The following is an 18512-nucleotide window of genomic DNA, read 5'->3' as shown; positions in this document are numbered from 1 at the left end:
TAAAAGTACCGGGATTAACGCAGGTGATCTGGTACTTTGTAATTACTGAATTGTAGCAAAATTACTATAATTCCGTTGATTTATTTTTTTAAATATAGTATTCTTCCATTAACCATAAATAAAAGAGTCTGTATTTCCTACTTACATAGTTACTGAATGGTGCGACAGGCACCTTGTTCCCTCATACAGAGACAATGGAGGAGTCAGATGAAAAAGCCAGTTCTTGAAGTCAACCAGCTGCAGACACATTTCTTTACAGACCGCGGGGAAGTTCCGGCTGTAGATAACGTCAGTTTTGAAATTCACAGCGGAGAAGTCCTGGGGGTAGTGGGCGAATCGGGATGCGGAAAAAGTGTTACCTCACTGTCGGTGATGGGACTTATTCCAAAACCGCCCGGAAAAATTGTTGGCGGGGAAATTCTGTTCAGGCCCCAGCAGGATGAAGGGGAGAAAGAAGAAAACCTCGTTAAAGTAAGTAAAAAACGGATGCGGCAGATACGCGGCAATCAGATTGCGATGATCTTCCAGGAACCGATGACCTCCCTGGACCCGCTCTATAAGATTGGTTATCAGATTATCGAGGGTGTCAGGAATCACCGGGCTGTTTCAAAGAAAGAAGGCCGCCAGATTGCCATTGATATGCTGAAACTGGTGGGAATTCCCCGGGCAGAGGAAATTGTGGATGAATACCCCCATCAGCTCTCGGGAGGAATGCGTCAGAGGGTGATGATCGCCATTGCCATGGCCTGCGACCCGGAGGTTCTGATTGCGGACGAGCCGACAACAGCGCTTGATGTTACCATTCAGGCCCAGATCCTCGAACTGATGAAAAAGCTGAACCGGGAAAAAGGAACCGCCATTATGATGATTACGCACGACCTTGGTGTCGTCGCTGAGATGTGCGACCGTGTCGTCGTCATGTATGCGGGAAAAGTGGTGGAACAGGGTGATGTCAGAACGATACTTAAATCCCCTAAGCACCCTTATACACAGGGGCTGATCCGCTCTCTTCCGAAAATGGGGAAACGGGAATCCCGTCTCTATTCCATACCGGGAAATGTGCCCAAGCCGGGCTCCATAAAAAACGGCTGCCGGTTCGCTGCCAGGTGCCCGGCAGTTTTTGACCGGTGTTACCAGGAAAATCCGGAGCTGATTGAGATGAAGGAAGGCCATGCGTGCCGCTGCTTCCTCTATGACAGCAAAGAAGCGGAGGTATCCCATGTCTAAACCGTTACTCGAAGTAAAAGGACTGAAAAAATATTTCGACGTTACAGGCGGTGTCTTTTCAAAGAAAGTCGGGGAAGTGAAAGCCGTTGATGATGTGTCATTTACTGTTTACGAGAAAGAGGTACTTGGTATAGTCGGAGAGTCCGGCTGCGGTAAATCCACCACCGGAAAAGCACTTCTCAGACTCACAGAGCCTACAGAAGGTGAAGTGAAGTTTGCCGGGAAGGATATTATCAGCCTTAGTGACGAGGAAATGCGGAAGATGAGAAGGGATATGCAGATCATTTTCCAGGATCCCTATGCCTCTCTCAATCCCCGTCATAAAATTGAGAAGATTCTCGGGGAACCACTTCTTGTTCATGGCATTGGCTCCAAAAAGGAAAGACGTGAAAAGGTGGAGCGTATTCTCGAAATCGTGGGCCTTCCAGGTGAGGCTGCCCAGCGTTATCCGCACCAGTTCAGCGGGGGACAGCGGCAGCGGATCGGCATAGCCCGGGCATTGATCGTAAATCCGAAGCTCATTGTATGTGACGAGCCGGTTTCGGCACTGGATGTATCGATTCAGTCGCAGATTCTTAATCTGATGGAGGATCTTCAGGAAGAGTTCGGCCTTACTTATGTGTTTATTGCCCACGACTTAAGTGTCGTGCGCCATATAAGCGACAGGGTCGGGGTCATGTACCTTGGAAGAATGGTGGAACTGGCCGATAACGAAGAGTTATATGAAAATCCAATGCATCCGTACACGAGATCGCTCCTTTCTGCTGTACCGGATCCTGATCCGGACAAGATTACAGAACGGGTGATTCTGGAAGGGGACGTACCGAGTCCGTCGAATCCGCCGTCAGGATGTGCTTTTCATACGAGATGTCCTGAAGCAATGGATATCTGTAAACAGGTCCGGCCTGAATTTACCGAAAAATCAGTTAACCATTTTGTGGCCTGTCATCTTTACGACGATGACGTGAAGGACCGGTCACAGATTAAATAAGCTTTTACACTATTAATTTAAGGGGGAAACAAGATGCGCAAGAAGAGTCTTTGGATGTGGCCTCTTTCTGTAGCCATGGTGGCGTCTCTTGCTGCTTGCGGCGGGGATGATGAAACTGCAGGCGATGAGGACACAGGAGAAAATGGGGAAGACACAGAAGAAAACGGCGGTGATGACGCCAACGGGGACCTGGCTGAGGATCAGACTCTGATTTTTGCCCGTGGTGGTGACTCTGTCAGTCTCGACTATGCGAGTGTTACAGACGGGGAGTCTTCCCGTGTAACGAAACAGATTTACGAGTCTCTTCTCGAGTTTGATGCCGATTCCTTTGAAATCGGACCTGGGCTTGCCCATGACTGGGACGTATCTGATGACGGTCTCACGTATACGTTCTACCTGGAAGAAGGTGTAACGTTCCATGACGGTACGGATTTTAACGCCGATGCCGTAAAACTGAACTTCGAACGCTGGGCAGATCCGGATCACGAGTATGCGTTTATCGATGACGGTTACACATACAGTGTATACGGTACACAGTTCGGTGGTTTCCAGGGGGATGATGGTCACGTCATCGACGAAATTAACGTGATTGATGACTATGAAGTTGAGTTTGTACTCAACGAGCAGCTTGGTTCCTTTATCCAGAACATGGGGATGAGCTACTTCGCCATTACGTCTCCTGCAGCATTTGAAGAGCACGGCAGTGCGATTAACGAAAACCCTGTAGGTACAGGACCATTTAAATTTGTAAGCTGGTCCCGTGACGATCAGATCGTTCTTGAGAAGAATGAAGACTACTGGCAGGAAGGCTATCCGAAGCTGGACTCTGTTATCTTCCAGGTGATCCCGGATAACTCTGCCCGTCTTACTGCTCTCCGTTCAGGGGAAATTGACATCATGGACGGACTGAACCCGGATGATGTGGATGCCATTGAAGGAGAAGACGGCCTGACTGTTTTCGAACGTGCGACAAATAATATCGGGTACCTCGGATTCAATATGGACAAAGAGCCGTTTGATGATGTGCTTGTCCGTCAGGCTCTGAATCACGCAGTTGATAAAGAAACACTGATTATGACTCTGTTTGCAGGACTTGCAGAGCCGGCTAAGAACATCATTCCGCCGGACTATCTCGGGTATAACGACAACGTGGAAGAGTACGCATACGATCCGGATCGTGCAATGGAGCTTCTTGAGGAAGCAGGTTACGCAGACGGTCTCGAGTTCGATCTTTGGACGATGCCTGTAGCCCGTCCTTACATGCCGGATCCGCAGCGTGCAGCGGAAGTGCTTCAGGAAAACTTTAATGCCATTGGAGTAACTGCGAACATTCATACAGAAGAGTGGGCAACGTACCTCGAGCGTACCGAGCAGGGGGAGCAGGATGTATTCATGCTTGGCTGGTCCGGTACGAATGGTGACCCTGACTACTTCTACGGCAACCTTCTTCATGGTGATGCTATCCCTGGCGGTAACCGTACGTTCTACCGCAGTGAGGAAGCAGATGAGCTGTTTAACCGTGGTAAAGTGAGCGTTGATGAAGATGAGCGCGATGAGATTTACAAGGAAGCAGCGCAGGTTGTGCACGAAGATGCTCCGATGATTCCGCTTGTACACTCAATCCCTGTACTTGCCGGAAACGAGCGTGTTCAGAACTATGTGCCGCATCCATCCACAAGTGAGTCCCTCCATGAGGTGGAACTTACAGAATAAGCAGAATGAATTAAATGAGACAGGGGGCGGCTCCCTGGATGGAGCCGCTTCACTGCTCTTTTAACCGGTTGTACATACGCTGAATGGAAACCTGAGGTGAACGCAATGCTTGCTTATACAATACGTAGACTGCTTATGCTCATCCCCGTCCTGATCGGGATGTCCTTGATTACCTTTTCCATTATCCATCTTATTCCAGGAAATCCGGCTCAGGTTATTCTTGGGGAACAGGCAAGCCCTCAGGCAATAGCAAGCCTGGAAGAGCAGCTTGGTCTTAACGAACCTTACTTTGTTCAGTATGGAAACTATGTTGCAGGTATTCTGCAGGGAGACCTGGGGACCTCTCTTCGTACAAGAGGGGAAATTTCCACGGAAATTCTGCCGTATCTTGCCGCAACAATAGAACTGACTATTTTTGCACTCATCTTCGCTGTTATTGTCGGAGTAAACGCAGGGATTATCAGCGCATGGAGACAGAATTCCATGTTTGACTATACTGCTATGATCATTGCCCTTGTGGGGGTGTCGATGCCTATTTTCTGGCTCGGTCTGATGCAGCAGTGGGTGTTTGCCCAGGAGCTCGGCTGGCTTCCGGCTTTCGGACGTGCCAATCCGCGGGATCCCGTCGAAACGACCACCTACTTCTATCTAATTGACACCATTATAAACGGCAGGTTTGACCAGTGGTGGACCAGTTTCAAACACCTTATCCTTCCGGGGATTGCCCTTGGAACGATTCCGATGGCGATTATCGCCCGGATGACCCGCTCGAGCATGCTTGAAGTTTTAAGACAGGACTATATGCGCACAGTGGAAGCAAAAGGTTCAAAAACGTTTACGGTTATTTACCGTCACGGATTTAAAAATGCGGTCATTCCGGTACTGACGGTTGTTGGCCTTCAGACAGGAACCCTTCTCGGAGGTGCACTTCTGACGGAAACAATTTTCAGCTGGCCGGGGATTGGACGATATGTTTATGAAGCCATCGGCAACCGTGACTACCCGGTTATCCAGTCCGGAATCCTTGTGATTGCAACAATGTTCGTTCTGATCAATCTGGTTGTCGATCTCCTCTACAGCTACATTGATCCGCGGATCAAATACTAGACACAGGAATTGAGGGGAGGAAATCGTCATGGAAACCGTAAAAAAACAGGAAACGAAACAGCCGATGCAGGGGCCTGAGAAGCCTCAAAAAAAGGTGGAATCCATTTCACCCTGGAAAGAAGCCTACTGGCAGCTCCGCAAAAATAAGCTGGCTATTGTCGGGCTCTGCATTGTTCTCTTTTTCATCCTGATAGCTGCTCTGGCTCCGTTTATTACCACGCACACTGTTAGCGGCATGAATGCAGCTGACCGGCTGACAGGGCCATCATCGGATTACTGGTTCGGCACAGATTATTCGGGCCGTGATATTTTCACGCGCATTGTATACGGCGCACAGATTTCCCTGATTGTTGGATTCTTTGCCGTAACTGGAGCAATGTTTTTCGGCTCTCTTCTAGGAATTGTGGCAGGTTATTATGGACGATGGGTGGATATGCTTATTTCCCGGGTTTTTGATATCATGCTGGCGTTTCCGAGTATCCTTCTTGCCATCGCCATCGTGGCCATGCTTGGCCCTTCACTGCAGAACGCCCTGATCGCCATTGCCATCATTAATATACCTATTTTTGGACGACTGGTTCGATCGAAGGTAATTTCAATCCGGCAGGAGGAGTATATTCTTGCTGCGAAAGCACAGGGGATGAAAAGCAGCCGCATCCTTATTCATCATGTTCTGCCAAACAGTACGGCACCGATTATTGTTCAGGCAACACTTGGTTTTGGTGTTGCAATCCTTGAAGCAGCAGCCCTCGGATTCCTCGGGCTTGGGGCCCAGGCACCAACACCGGAGTGGGGCCGGATGCTGTCTGACTCAAGACAGTACATCCAGAGTGCTCCCTGGACGGTACTGTTTCCCGGACTGTCAATCATGCTGGTTGTTTTAGGCTTTAACATGATCGGTGACGGTCTGCGTGACGCACTGGATCCTAAAATGAAGAGTTAGGGTATTACAGATGAAGAACCGGTCCTGATGAGGGCCGGTTTTTCACGTTGTTCTGCGGGTTAAATAAAAATAAAGGAATGGTGCGCAGCGAGTGAGTCGTATTAAAAAGCAGACGGCAGGATGAGAAGTGATACGACATGGGTGAAATCGTATTAAAACGCAGATGAAAAGAGGCGAAGTGATACGACATGGGTGAAATCGTATTAAAACGCAGATGAAAAGGGGCGAAGTGATACGACTCGGGTGAAATCGTATTAAAACGCAGATGAAAAGAGGAGAAATGATACGGCTCGGCTGAAGGCATATCATAACCCTGAAAAATGAAGTGAAAGGCGGCGGCTCCAGCTGTAACAGCATCGACTGAAGACCCCCGCGCAGGCGATCCTCCAGGGAAGGGTGAAGCAATGCCCGCGGAAAGCGTCCGCCTGCAGCCGAGCTCAATCAAACCCAGTCACACCCCAGTCACACCCCAGTCACATCCCTTTCTTCAACACCCCACTATTGATCGGCTCCGAAACTGCACTCCTCCCACACCCTGCATAACCGCTGTGCACAACACATGAAAAAACACATCAAATCGTTTATAATACCAATAGACAGCATATTAACCGCTATGTATGTGAATTTTTTCACATTCAAACTTCTGATACTCTGAATTTCCAGGAACAACCATCCTTTTAGGAGTGGAAACGATATGATGAAAGAACTTAAACGGCTCGCATTTACCCGGAAACGGGACATGCGCCTCTTATACATGCTGGCTTTTCTTTACGGAGGTTTAATTATTGGCCAGGCGTGGCTGATCGTAACGATTGTGGACGGCGTGTTCCTGCAGGACCGCACATTTCAGTGGGCGGTTCCTATGCTCGCCGGGCTTCTTGTGGTTTTTACACTGAGAACAGCAGTTTTCCACCTGACGAACCGGACCGGCCTGAAGATGGCATCTTCAGTAAAACAGCAGTTCCGGGAAAAGCTGGTCAATAGATTTACCGGTAACTCCATGCAGGCAGCATCCCAGGGACAGTCCGGGGAAAAAGTGAGTGTACTCATGGATGGGGTGGATGAGATTGACGCCTTTTACAGTCACTACATCCCCCAGCTGGCGATTACGTATGTTGTCCCGCTGATGATCCTTGCAGCCATTTTTATCATTAATCCCTATTCCGGTCTGATTCTGCTTGTTACGGCTCCATTTATCCCGTTCTGCATGATTCTGATCGGGAAAATGACTCAGAAAAAGCAGGACGAGCAGGTCGAAAAGCTTACTGCGTTTTCCGGGCGTTTTCTTGACAGCCTGCAGGGACTTGCCACCCTGAAGCTGTTTGGTCAGGCTGAAAAACAGGAGCAGGTCATCGAGGACGCCAGTCTTAATTTCAGGGATGCCACGATGAATGTACTGAAAGTGGCCTTCCTGTCTGCTCTGATGCTTGAGTTTATCTCCATGCTCAGTGTTGCTCTCATTGCTGTTGAAGTGGGACTGAGGCTTGTCATTTATCAGAGCATCTCCTTTTTTACTGCTTTTATGGTGCTGATTCTTGCACCTGAATTCTTTAACCTTCTGAAAAACCTCGGTACCGCCTTTCATTCCGGTCGGGGAAGTGCGGCTGCAGCCAAACGGATCGAGGAAGAACTGAACCGGGAAACAAAGGAAGTGAGCTGGGGCCAGGCGGAAATGACAACTGGCGGGAAATCACCTGAAATCGCTCTTAAGAACGTTTCTTTTTCCTATGGCGGTGACCGGTTTGCACTGGAGGATGTAAGCATTCATATACCTTCCGGAGCGAATGTGGCTATTGCAGGACCGAGCGGCTCCGGGAAAACAACGCTCCTTCACATCGCTGCCGGTCTTCTGGCCCCTGACGGGGGAACAGTCTCTGTAAACGGGAGAGACCGCAGGGAAATGACAGAGGACTCCTGGTTCCGCCACACAGGGTACCTTTCCCAGCATCCGTATCTTTTTTCCGGGACAGTGGCAGAAAATATAGCTCTCGGCTGCGATAACAATGTGAATCGCGGGCAAATCAGAGCAGCAGCGGAAAAAGCCGGCCTCGGTCCGGTAGCTGCTTCTCTTGAAAACGGGTATGACACACAAGTAGGAGAAGGCGGACGGGGTCTGTCCGGCGGGGAAAAGCAGCGGGTTGCACTTGCTCGGATTTTCCTCCAGCGTCCATCGGTTCTTCTGTTTGATGAGCCGACAGTAGGGCTCGATCTTGAGACAGAACAGATTCTTCAGGCTTCTCTCAAGGAACTGGAAAAAGAATCAACGGTGATTACGGTTGCGCACCGCCTCCACACTATTCAGGAGGCAGATACGATTTTATTGATGAAGGACGGAAGGATTGCTGCAGGCGGCAGTCACCGTGAACTGCTTGAAACTTCAGCCGACTACAGGAGAATGGTACACGCCCATCACGGAGGTGAAAACGAATGAAGGAGCTGGCAACGGTAATCAGGCTTACTGCTGCGGAGCGGAAAGGAATTCTGCTGTCGCTTCTGTTTGGTTTTACAGCAGCGGCTGCGGCGGTTGCGCTCTTTGCAGCCAGCGGTTATCTCGTTTCAAAAGCGGCTCTTGTCCCGCCTCTTTACACACTGACATTTACGATTGCCTTTCTGAAGTTTATTTCGATCGCCCGTGCCGGAAGCAGGTACGCGGAGCGGTACTATTCCCACCTTGCCACGTTTAACATGCTGAGCGGCATGAGGGTTTACTTTTTCAGAAAACTGGAGCCGCTGGCCCCGGGGATTTTTCAGCGTCACCGTTCAGGCGATCTTTTATCCCGGATTGTCGGGGATGTGGAGCATCTGCAGTTCTTCTTCCTGCGGGTCTTTTATCCCCCACTTGTCATGCTTCTCGTATTTTTCAGTACCATTTTTTTCACCCTGTTTTTCTCGTTTTACATCGCGCTCCTCCTTCTGGCCGGACTTATTGTTACGGGCTTTGTAATTCCGGCCTTTTTTGCCTGGAGAGAACGCAGGTTAAAACGCGGAGTCCGTGAAAAGAGGGGGAGGCTGGCGACGGAAACGGCTGAACTGCTTTTCGGCTTCCGTGACCTGAAGATGAACCGGAAACTGGAAGATCAGAAGAAACAGCTTACGGCACAGTCGGAGCAGTATATCGGTGAGCAGGAAAAAGAAACCGGACAGCGGCAGTTCAGTGAGGCTGTTAATACGGCGGCGGGGCTCTGGTTTACGTGGTCGGTACTGGCAGCCGGTGCCTATTTTGCATCAATTGGGGATTTTAACGGGCTGTTTCTTGCCATGCTCGTCATGATTTCCCTCACCGTTTTTGAAAATTCAGCTCCGATGGCTTCGTTTCCTTCACATTATGAAGGAAGCCGGGTGGCCGCAGGAAGACTGGAGGAAGTCCTGGATGACACGGAAAAAGTCCCTGACCCTGAAAAAGGATCAGCGCTGAAGGAGGGCCCATTTTCCGTCCGGTTTGCTTCTGTCTCCTACACTTATCCAGGGGAAACGCGGCCGGCTCTTAAAAATGTGAGTCTGACGATTCCAGAAGGCACGAAAACGGCCATTGTCGGGCCAAGCGGTTCGGGAAAATCAACCGTGATGCAGCTTCTGCTGAAATCCCATCTCCCTGAGGCCGGAGAGATCCGACTGGGTGGAGCACCTGTAACGAGCCTCACCCAGGAGGAGATCTGGGAAAAGACGAACACTGTCCTTCAGGAAAACCATTTCTTTTACGGAACCGTAGAAGAAAATCTTCGAATCGCAGGTGAAAATGCTTCGGAAAAGGATCTTAAAACGGTGCTCATAGATGCAGGCCTTGAGAGTCTCAACCTGACGGACAGGATTATCGAAAAAGGAGCAAACCTGAGCGGGGGAGAAAAACAGCGCCTTGCCATTGCAAGAGCTATGCTGAAAGACGCACCTGTCTGGGTGCTGGATGAACCTTCCTCTTCTCTGGATGCGGTAACGGAAGCTGAAGTTTTTGAAGCACTGGCCGAAAGGGCTGATGGGGATACTCTGATCCTGATCAGTCACAGGCTCAAAGGGCTGGAGAAAATGGACCAGATCATCGTCATGGATGCCGGTACTGCTGTCGAAGCAGGAACTTATGAGGAACTGATGGAGCGGAAGGGCTATTTTTACCGGATGAAGAAGATCGAAAAGGATGTCATGATGTAACAAAAAAAGCCGGCATGGCGGTTACCCGCTGTGCCGGTTTCCTTATACGCTGTAAAAGTCCCGGTACCAGTCCACAAAACGGCTGATGCCTTCCTTAAGAGGAACGGAAGGTTTAAATCCTGTTTTTTTCATAAGAGGCGTTACATCTGCGTATGTTTCCACCATATCACCGGGCTGCAGGGGGAGGGAGCGTTTAATGGCTTTCTCACCGAGTTTTTCCTCAAGTAGACTGATCATATCCAGAAGATTTACCGGGCTGTGACTGCCGATATTGTAAAGGGCGTAAGGAGGTTCACCGGTTTTATCATTTCTTTCCGGAGCTTCGGGGATCAGGCGGACAATACTTTCCACAATATCATCCACATACGTAAAGTCGCGCTTCATATTTCCGTAGTTATACACATCGATCGGTTTTCCTTCCAGAATGCGTTTTGTAAAAGTAAACAGGGCCATATCCGGCCGTCCCCACGGGCCGTAGACCGTGAAAAACCGGAGTCCGGAAGCCGGAATGTCATAAAGGTGGCTGTATGTCCAGGCGAGAAGTTCGTTTGCCTTTTTCGTCGCTGCATACAGACTGATCGGGTGGTCGGTACGATCATCTGTGGAAAAAGGAATCTGTTTATTTGCCCCGTAAACAGAGCTTGTGGAGGCATAAATCAGGTGTTCGGGCTTTTGCATCCGGCAGCACTCCAGAAGGTTGGTAAAGCCGTCTACATTGGACCTGATATAGGCATGAGGTGCTTCCAGGCTGTAACGGACACCTGCCTGTGCAGCCATGTTAATAACAACCTGAGGTTTAAGCCGGTCAAATAAGCGGGGGAGGGCTTTTTTGTCCTCAAGGTTCATTTCGGTAAAATGAAAATCAGGGTGCCTGATCCAGTCCAGCCTCGCCTTTTTAAGGTCCGGATCATAGTAGCTGTTCAGGTTGTCTATACCGGTAACAGAGTGACCGTCAGCGGTAAGACGTTTTACGATATGGGCACCGATAAAGCCGGCGCATCCTGTGACAAGGATCTTCATAATCATTTCCTCCAGAGGCAGCATAGGTTTCTATATCTATATGAAACCGGCGCGAATCAGGGAATGTTACAGCCCGGGTGCCTCTTCCTTTTTAATAGGCTCTTTTTCGTAAAGATTGTTGTTTTTTTTTACGCTGCAGGCGGACGCTTTCCGCGGGCATCGCTTCAGCCTCCTCGGGGAGTACTTCTGCTTCTTCCTCTGCAAGGTAATCATCGAAGCTGTATGCGTCGAAGCAGCTCGAAGCGATAACAGGATGTAACGCTCGCACCTGATGCTATTTCCGCAGGAGTCGCCACCTTCCGCTCCATGATTAATTTTACGTAAAGCAACAATTTTTCCGAAAACAGCTTTTTAATAAAACAAAGTGAAAATGGTTTGTCGGAATTGCGAATCCATGTAAAATGAGAATCAAAGAACAGGAGGCGGTCACATGACGATTGAATACATCAATGGGAAATTTTTAACTCCGGGGGAAGCGGCGGTACCCGTGGAGGAACGGGGCCATCAGTTCGGAGACGGGGTCTATGAAGTGATCAGGTTCTACGGCGGGACAGGTTTTATGCTGAAAGAGCACCTGGATCGTCTTGAAAGAAGTGCAGAGGAAATTAAAATTCAATTAAAGGACGGAATCGGGGCGATCCAGAAGATTATCGAAGAAGGTGTGGAGCGGTCCGGGATGAAAGACTGTTATGTCTACCTTCAGGTTACAAGGGGAGCTGCGCCGCGCAATCATCTTTTTCCACTGGATACCGAACCATCCATTGCCATGACCGTGAAACCGGCAGTACCATTGCCGCAGGAAAAGGTTAACGAGGGTGTATCTGTCATCACCCATCCTGACGAGCGCTGGGCAAACTGCTATATCAAATCTCTTAATCTTCTTCCCAACATACTCGCAAAACAGACGGCTTACGAGCAGGGCTGTTACGAAGCTGTCCTTCATAAAGACGGCAGAGTGACGGAAGCATCAAGTTCCAATATTTTTATTGTAAAGGGAGATACCGTCATTACGACTCCTCTAAGCCGTGAAATTCTTCCGGGAATTACAAGAATGGCTGTGAAGGATGTCTGTGATATTGGAGCCATCAGGCTGGAGGAGAGGCATTTCACAGTGGATGAGCTGAAGCAGGCGGATGAAGTTTTCGTAACCAGCACAACTTCCGAAGTGCTTCCAGTGACAAAAATAGATGAAAAGCCGGTTAAGGGGGGCAGCCCGGGGAATCTGACAAAGCTGATCCGTGAACTGTTCTGTGCCAGGACGGCGGAGTCATGAAACTGGATGAGTCCATCTGGCAGCTGCCCAAGGGAGAAAAAAACTGTATAACCGATGTCGGCGGCGTGAAGGTCGGCCATGTAACGCTTGATGAGGCGCTTCCCGATGGTGAATGTGTCTGTACAGGCGTTACAGCGGTACTTCCCCACTCAGAAAACCTGTTTCGGGAGAAGGTCCACGGAGCCGGAGTCGTCCTGAACGGTTTCGGGAAAACCTCCGGACTGATTCAGCTCAATGAACTGGGACTGCTTGAGTCTCCGGTTATGCTCACAAATACGTTTGCTGTGCCGGCCGTAACAGAGGGAACCCTCGGCTATCTGCTTAGGCAGTCACCGGAAATCGGGGACACAACAGGAACCGTTAATACAGTTACAGGTGAGTGCAACGACGGCTATCTGAACTCGATCCGCCATTTTTCCGTAAAGCCGGAGCATGCTGTCGAAGCAATTGAAACAGCGGGTCCACAGCCTTCAGCGGAAGGGGCGGTCGGGGCAGGAAAAGGGATGGTCTGCTTTGGAATGAAAGGCGGTATCGGGACAGCTTCACGTTCTGTGGATGGATTCACAGTCGGTGCGCTGGTACTGAGCAATTTCGGTAAAAGAAGTGAGTTTAACGAAAAGAGGTACCGCAAAGAGGGAGAACCAAATCAATCCGGCGGAACTGACCCAAAGACGGACGGATCAATTATGATCGTGCTGGCAACAGATGCACCACTTGAGCACAGAAGGCTGACAAGAGTCGCGAAGCGGTGTGCAATCGGCCTCGGGCGGACAGGCAGTCATATGAGTCACGGAAGCGGTGACATCGTCATTGCTTTTTCCACAGCAGGCCGTTATCCACACCATTCAGACAGGCTGAACGAACAGGAAAGCTTCCTGCGCGATGACCACCCGGTTATGAACAGTCTGTTCACAGCTGCTGCGGAAGCTGTGGAGGAAGCCATAGTCCGTTCACTGATTAAAGCCGAAACGACAAAGGGAAGACGGGGCCGTACTGTTGAAGGCTGGTCGTAAAACATACAGAAGAGACTGGGAACAAATTGTTGTATCCCAGTCTCTTTTTTCGTATACAGTATTTCTATCTCCAGCATCGCTCGTCAGCCTTAAACAGGCAGCTGTTTCCCCTCTGTTATTTCTTCTTTCTGAAATAAAGAAGCCCAAGAAGCAGCCAGCCTGCAGTGACAACGGCAGCTGTTATCAGCGTAATAACCGGTCCGAAAGCTGCGATGAGAGGTACAGAAGCAGCTGTCACGATTCCGCCGCCGACAATCAGGTCGAGCATCAGCTGTTTATAACTGAAACCTTCTTTGGCCGGGCTTTTGCCTTCAGGATCTGCAAGTTTAATCAGCAGAAGTCCTGCTGCACTCATACCCATTGCCTGACCGTAATCCCCTATGGCTCTCTCAAACCAGTAATCAGGCATGATTCGCGGTGCAATAAAGATAAACGCAAGAATGTTCCAGGTGATTGCTGCTGCAGAGAGAAGCAGGAAAGGAATCAGATATTCGCCAAGTACAGTAAGAGAGAGTGTAGCTATGGCGGATACAATCAGGAGATCAAGGGCGAAACCCTGGATTCTGTTAATCATTCCCCGGTCAATCACAGCTGGTTTCACAGCTTTGCTCAGCAGCAGCTGTACGATTACGGCTCCCACCATGGCAAGTGGAAACAGCGGAAGGTGGATGAACAGCTCTATCGCCTCACCCCAGAAGGCTTCCTCTAAAAGAATCAGTCCTTCGAGCAGTACATACCCAAGGGCAATCGCAATCCCTATGTAGGCAAAATGCACAGTCAGCGTTTCAATCACTTCAGTTCTGGTTGTCTGCTGACCGGCCGGCTCTTCCTGCTGGTCTTCTTTTTTGATAAGACCTCTTTTCTGTTCATCGGAGACATCGTCCGGGTCTTTCAGAATTTCCGTTTTTCCTTTTCTTGCTCCCCAGTTAATCAGGATCATGCCCAGAAAAACTCCCGTAAGCACGCCTACTGTAGCAAGGCCCACGGCAAGATCCCGTCCTTCCTCAAAACCAACACTTTCGAATGTGCCGGAAAGTCCTGCAGCTGTACCGTGACCACCGACAAAACTGATTTCAAGAAGGGCACCTACAGCCGGGTTCATATTAAATACGGGAACAAGGATAACCAGTGCCAGCCCGATTCCTACCACATACTGTCCCCATGAGAGAAAATGGGCAAACGTAATCTGGGGGCCTGAAACCTCCCATATTTTTTTTATGTTAGGGATCGTTTTGCCTATGAAAAGTGAAGCAAAAATAACGCTGATCAGCAGCTCCGGGAGAGTTTCCCAGACTGCAATCATAGCCTCGGGAAACAAACCTCCTCCGTCAAAAAGTTCCACGCCAAGAAGACCAAGTACCTCAGGCCCCAGCAGTAACCCGATAATACCGGCAATAATTGAACTTGGAATAAAAAAACTCTGCAGAAACGGTACGGTTACCCTGATCCATTTTGAAATGATCAGGAGCACACCGAGAATGATAAAACTGAATCCGACAACTTCAGGAGACATCCTCAACATCACTCCTTTCATGAAGGGAATCTTATACCAGGCGTATTACCGTACAAAGGAAAAAGTAAACTGGCTGGAAGCCTGCAGCGGTAAATCCTTTGAGGCAGGTAGGGCACAGAGGGAGGAAAAGATCACGAGCAGTGATTAAAAAGGATATAAAACGAGGTCTTCCGCCTTATTATCAGAAAATTATTAAAAATGGGTTGCAGACTGCGCACCTTCTGTTATACAATACATATCGTAAAGTAAACTGTATTATAACAGTAAAGGGAAGGGTGTTTAGAGTATGAATTGTCATAAGTGTAATGGTCATGGGGATGTTACGTGCAAAGCGTGCGGTGAAGTGAAGCACCTGAAAGGAAATGAAACAGCACACGTTTGCCAGGACTGTTGTGGTACAGGAGCTGTTGTCTGCAACTTCTGCCTGGGAAACGGCAATATTGAATAGAGGAGGAAGCGATTTTGGATTTTACATTAAAAGAAGACCTTCAAAACAAGTATCAGACGATTCTGACCCCGGAGGCGTGCGAATTTGTCGCCCTTCTGCATCAGACATTCGAAGCTGACAGGCAATCTGTATTAAAACAGAGAGAAGAGCAGCAGAAAGAGATTGATCAGGGAACTCTCCCTTCTTTCCGAAAAGAAACGGCTTCAATTCGGGAGGACAGCTGGACGGTTGCTGAAGTTCCGGAACCTCTCCAGGACAGAAGAGTGGAGATTACAGGACCTGCCGGAAACAGAAAAATGGTTATTAACGCACTTAACTCCGGTGCAAAAGTGTTTATGGCCGACCTTGAGGACGCCAACTCACCGACCTGGCACAACCAGCTTGAAGGCCAGCTCAACCTGTATCTGGCCATTCGCAATCAGATTGATTTCGCAGCTGAAAATGGAAAAGAGTATAAACTTTCGAAGGATCCTGCTGTTCTTATTGTCCGTCCCAGGGGATGGCATCTGGAGGAAACCTCTTATGAAGCAGGCGGAAAACCTGTAAGCGGTGCCCTGTTTGATTTTGGCCTTTATTTTTTCCATAACGCGAAAGAGCTTCTGAACCGTGGACTTGGTCCCTACTTTTATCTCCCTAAGCTGGAATCACATCTCGAAGCCCGGCTCTGGAACCGGATCTTTGAGTTTGCACAGAAGCAGCTGGGGATCCCAAACGGCACAGTAAAGGCGACTGTGCTGATTGAGACCATTAACGGAGCATTTGAAGCTGATGAGATTCTGTATGAACTTAAAGATCACAGCGCAGGACTCAACTGCGGACGGTGGGATTACATTTTCAGCTATATCAAGAAACTTAGAAATCACGACCGCTTTATCCTTCCGGACCGGTCCCTTGTGACCATGACCGTTAATTTTATGCGGGCCTACACGCTGTATGTGGTGAAAACCTGTCATAAACGGCGTGCACATGCCATCGGTGGTATGGCAGCCCAGATCCCGGTTAAAGGAGATCCTGAAGCGAATGAAAAAGCACTTGAAAAAGTCCGTGCAGATAAAGAACGGGAGGTGCTTGACGGCCATGATGGAACCTGGGTCGCCCACCCTGCGCTTGTTCCTGTTGCAATGGAGGTATTCGACAGTCACATGTCCGAGTCGAATCAGCTGTCCAAACAGCGCGATGACGTCCGTCTGGGAGCAGATGATCTGCTTGCTGTTCCTGAGGGGCCTGTTACCGAGGAGGGGCTCCGTTCCAACATATCCGTAGGTATTCAGTACATTGAAGCCTGGCTTCGCGGGCAGGGAGCTGTGCCGATCAACAATCTGATGGAGGACGTTGCAACTGCGGAAATTTCGAGAGCACAGGTATGGCAGTGGATTCACCATCCAAAAGGAATACTGAACGATGGCAGAAAAGTAACGGCGGGTCTGATCAGGGAACTTGCAGACGAAGAGATGGAAAAAATCAGAAGCGATAGAAAAGGTAATCTTTCAGAGGACACGCTGACTGCAGCCGAAAAGATCTTTTTTGATCTGGTAACAGAAGAGCAGTTCACCGAATTTCTGACTTTGAAGGCATATCCATACTTAAATCAATCCGGGGAGGCAGTAAAATGAAAAAATCAGTGGAGCAGGTAAAAAAGGACTGGGATACAAACTCAAGATGGATGGGCGTGGAACGACCGTATACACCGGAGGACGTGGACCGGCTGAAAGGATCCCTTACAATCGAGCATACTCTGGCACGTCACGGAGCTGAGAAGCTGTGGGAGGGACTTCACAGGGAAGATTTTATACGGGCGCTTGGAGCGCTTACAGGTAATCAGGCTGTGCAGCAGGTAAAAGCCGGCCTGAAAGCAATCTACCTGAGCGGATGGCAGGTAGCAGCTGACGCGAACCTGTCAGGTCAGATGTATCCGGATCAGAGTCTCTACCCGGCCAACAGTGTGCCGAGCGTTGTGAAGCGAATCAATCAGGCACTTCAAAGGGCAGACCAGATTGATCAAAGTGAAGGAAAAAGTGGAACTGACTGGTTTGTCCCGATTGTTGCAGACGCCGAAGCAGGATTTGGCGGACAGCTGAACGTTTTTGAACTGATGAAAGGGATGATCGAGGCCGGGGCAGCAGCAGTCCACTTCGAGGATCAGCTTTCCTCCGAGAAGAAATGCGGTCATCTGGGCGGGAAAGTACTTCTGCCGACACAGCAGGCGGTACGCAATCTCATTTCTGCCCGTCTTGCTGCAGATGTAATGGACGTACCGACAGTCATTATTGCACGGACTGACGCCAACGCCGCGAACCTGATTACGAGTGACGTTGACCCTGAAGATCACCGTTTTATTACGGGGGAACGGACGGCAGAAGGGTTTTACAGGACTACTGCCGGCATTGACCAGGCGATCGCCCGAGGCCTGAGCTACGCCCCTTATGCAGATCTGATCTGGTGTGAAACGTCGGAGCCGAATCTGGAGGAAGCGCAGAAGTTTGCAGATGCCATTCACGAAAAGTACCCGGGAAAACTGCTTGCTTACAACTGTTCTCCTTCATTCAACTGGAAGAAGAAGCTTGACGACGTTACGATTGCACAGTTTCAGGAGGAGCTTGGACGCATGGGATATAAGTTCCAGTTCGTTACCCTTGCCGGCTTCCATGCACTTAACCACAGTATGTTTGAACTGGCACGGGACTACAGTGAACGGGGGATGGCCGCTTACTCGGCTCTCCAGCAGGCTGAGTTTGCCAGTGAAAAGGACGGTTACACGGCAACGAAACACCAGCGGGAAGTGGGTACCGGCTACTTTGACGAAGTGGCGACGGTCATTTCGGGCGGTACATCGTCTACCACTGCCCTTAAAGGGTCAACAGAGGAAGAACAGTTTACAACTTAAGATGAAAAAGGTGTCCCGAGAGTTTTCCCGCGGGGCACCTTCTTTTTTTCGTTAGCTGTTTTCGGGAAGAATGTTGTTTTATTCCGCTGCAGGCGGACGCTTTCCGCGGGCAGGGCCTCAGCCTCCTCGGGAAAATCACCCTGCGGGGTCTTCTGCTCCTGCTCTTCCCGCCGGAGTCGCCGCCTTTCGCTCTACAGTTAATTTGATCAATAGCAACAATCTATGAACACAGCCTTT

The 18512-nt window shown here is 49.6% G+C and carries 13 protein-coding genes; 11 read left to right on the top strand and 2 right to left on the bottom strand.

Going from position 1 to position 18512, the window contains the following annotated elements; genetic code table 11:
- The first annotated feature begins 207 nt into the window (after nucleotides 1-207).
- The 7 genes from FGB90_RS12615 to cydC all read left to right on the top strand — a co-directional run bounded on the left by FGB90_RS12615 (nucleotide 208) and on the right by cydC (nucleotide 10124).
- Nucleotides 208-1227, top strand: coding sequence for an ABC transporter ATP-binding protein (locus FGB90_RS12615; RefSeq protein ID WP_138811182.1), 1020 nt, complete (start codon nucleotides 208-210; stop codon nucleotides 1225-1227).
- A complete protein-coding gene (locus FGB90_RS12610) occupies nucleotides 1220-2218 on the top strand; it encodes an ABC transporter ATP-binding protein (protein WP_138811181.1) in 999 nt (332 codons plus the stop codon). Before FGB90_RS12615 ends, FGB90_RS12610 begins: the two co-directional genes overlap by 8 nt.
- Before the next feature lie 33 nt (nucleotides 2219-2251).
- Nucleotides 2252-3931 carry an ABC transporter substrate-binding protein gene (locus tag FGB90_RS12605; RefSeq protein ID WP_138811180.1) on the top strand — a complete coding sequence of 560 codons (1680 nt, stop codon included), beginning with the start codon at nucleotides 2252-2254 and terminating at the stop codon, nucleotides 3929-3931.
- Nucleotides 3932-4036: 105 nt separating this feature from the next.
- The gene (locus FGB90_RS12600; protein ID WP_138811179.1) at nucleotides 4037-5038 is read left to right on the top strand and encodes an ABC transporter permease; all 1002 of its coding nucleotides are present in this window, start codon (nucleotides 4037-4039) and stop codon (nucleotides 5036-5038) included.
- Nucleotides 5039-5066: 28 nt separating this feature from the next.
- Nucleotides 5067-5981 carry an ABC transporter permease gene (locus FGB90_RS12595; protein WP_438502695.1) on the top strand — a complete coding sequence of 305 codons (915 nt, stop codon included), beginning with the start codon at nucleotides 5067-5069 and terminating at the stop codon, nucleotides 5979-5981.
- Nucleotides 5982-6675: 694 nt separating this feature from the next.
- A complete protein-coding gene (gene cydD / locus FGB90_RS12590) occupies nucleotides 6676-8412 on the top strand; it encodes a thiol reductant ABC exporter subunit CydD (protein ID WP_306419238.1) in 1737 nt (578 codons plus the stop codon).
- Nucleotides 8409-10124, top strand: coding sequence for a thiol reductant ABC exporter subunit CydC (gene cydC, locus FGB90_RS12585; RefSeq protein WP_138811178.1), 1716 nt, complete (start codon nucleotides 8409-8411; stop codon nucleotides 10122-10124). Before cydD ends, cydC begins: the two co-directional genes overlap by 4 nt.
- A 42-nt stretch (nucleotides 10125-10166) precedes the next feature.
- Here cydC and FGB90_RS12580 read toward each other — a convergent pair whose 3' ends face one another.
- Entirely contained in the window at nucleotides 10167-11144 is a 978-nt protein-coding gene (locus FGB90_RS12580) for an NAD-dependent epimerase/dehydratase family protein (protein ID WP_138811177.1), read from the bottom strand.
- Nucleotides 11145-11574: 430 nt separating this feature from the next.
- On the opposite strand from FGB90_RS12580, the gene dat reads away from it, so the two are divergent.
- Nucleotides 11575-12417 carry a D-amino-acid transaminase gene (dat, locus tag FGB90_RS12575; RefSeq protein WP_138811176.1) on the top strand — a complete coding sequence of 281 codons (843 nt, stop codon included), beginning with the start codon at nucleotides 11575-11577 and terminating at the stop codon, nucleotides 12415-12417.
- Entirely contained in the window at nucleotides 12414-13430 is a 1017-nt protein-coding gene (locus FGB90_RS12570) for a P1 family peptidase (RefSeq protein WP_138811175.1), read from the top strand. Before dat ends, FGB90_RS12570 begins: the two co-directional genes overlap by 4 nt.
- A 115-nt stretch (nucleotides 13431-13545) precedes the next feature.
- Here FGB90_RS12570 and FGB90_RS12565 read toward each other — a convergent pair whose 3' ends face one another.
- On the bottom strand, nucleotides 13546-14943 hold the full coding sequence (locus tag FGB90_RS12565; RefSeq protein WP_138811174.1) for a sodium/glutamate symporter: 1398 nt from the start codon (nucleotides 14941-14943) through the stop codon (nucleotides 13546-13548).
- 462 nt (nucleotides 14944-15405) lie between these two features.
- Between FGB90_RS12565 and aceB the strand changes: the two genes are divergently transcribed.
- Together aceB and aceA are read left to right on the top strand one after the other, a co-directional pair.
- Nucleotides 15406-17004, top strand: coding sequence for a malate synthase A (gene aceB, locus FGB90_RS12560; protein WP_246056166.1), 1599 nt, complete (start codon nucleotides 15406-15408; stop codon nucleotides 17002-17004).
- Entirely contained in the window at nucleotides 17001-18275 is a 1275-nt protein-coding gene (aceA, locus tag FGB90_RS12555; protein ID WP_138811172.1) for an isocitrate lyase, read from the top strand. The genes aceB and aceA overlap by 4 nt, the downstream gene beginning before the upstream one ends.
- Nucleotides 18276-18512: the final 237 nt, after the last annotated feature.

This window comes from Alteribacter natronophilus (assembly GCF_006007885.1).
Lineage (GTDB): Bacteria > Bacillota > Bacilli > Bacillales > Salisediminibacteriaceae > Alteribacter > Alteribacter natronophilus.
Note: the sequence above shows the minus strand (reverse complement) of the source record. Positions and strands in the feature narration are given on the sequence as shown.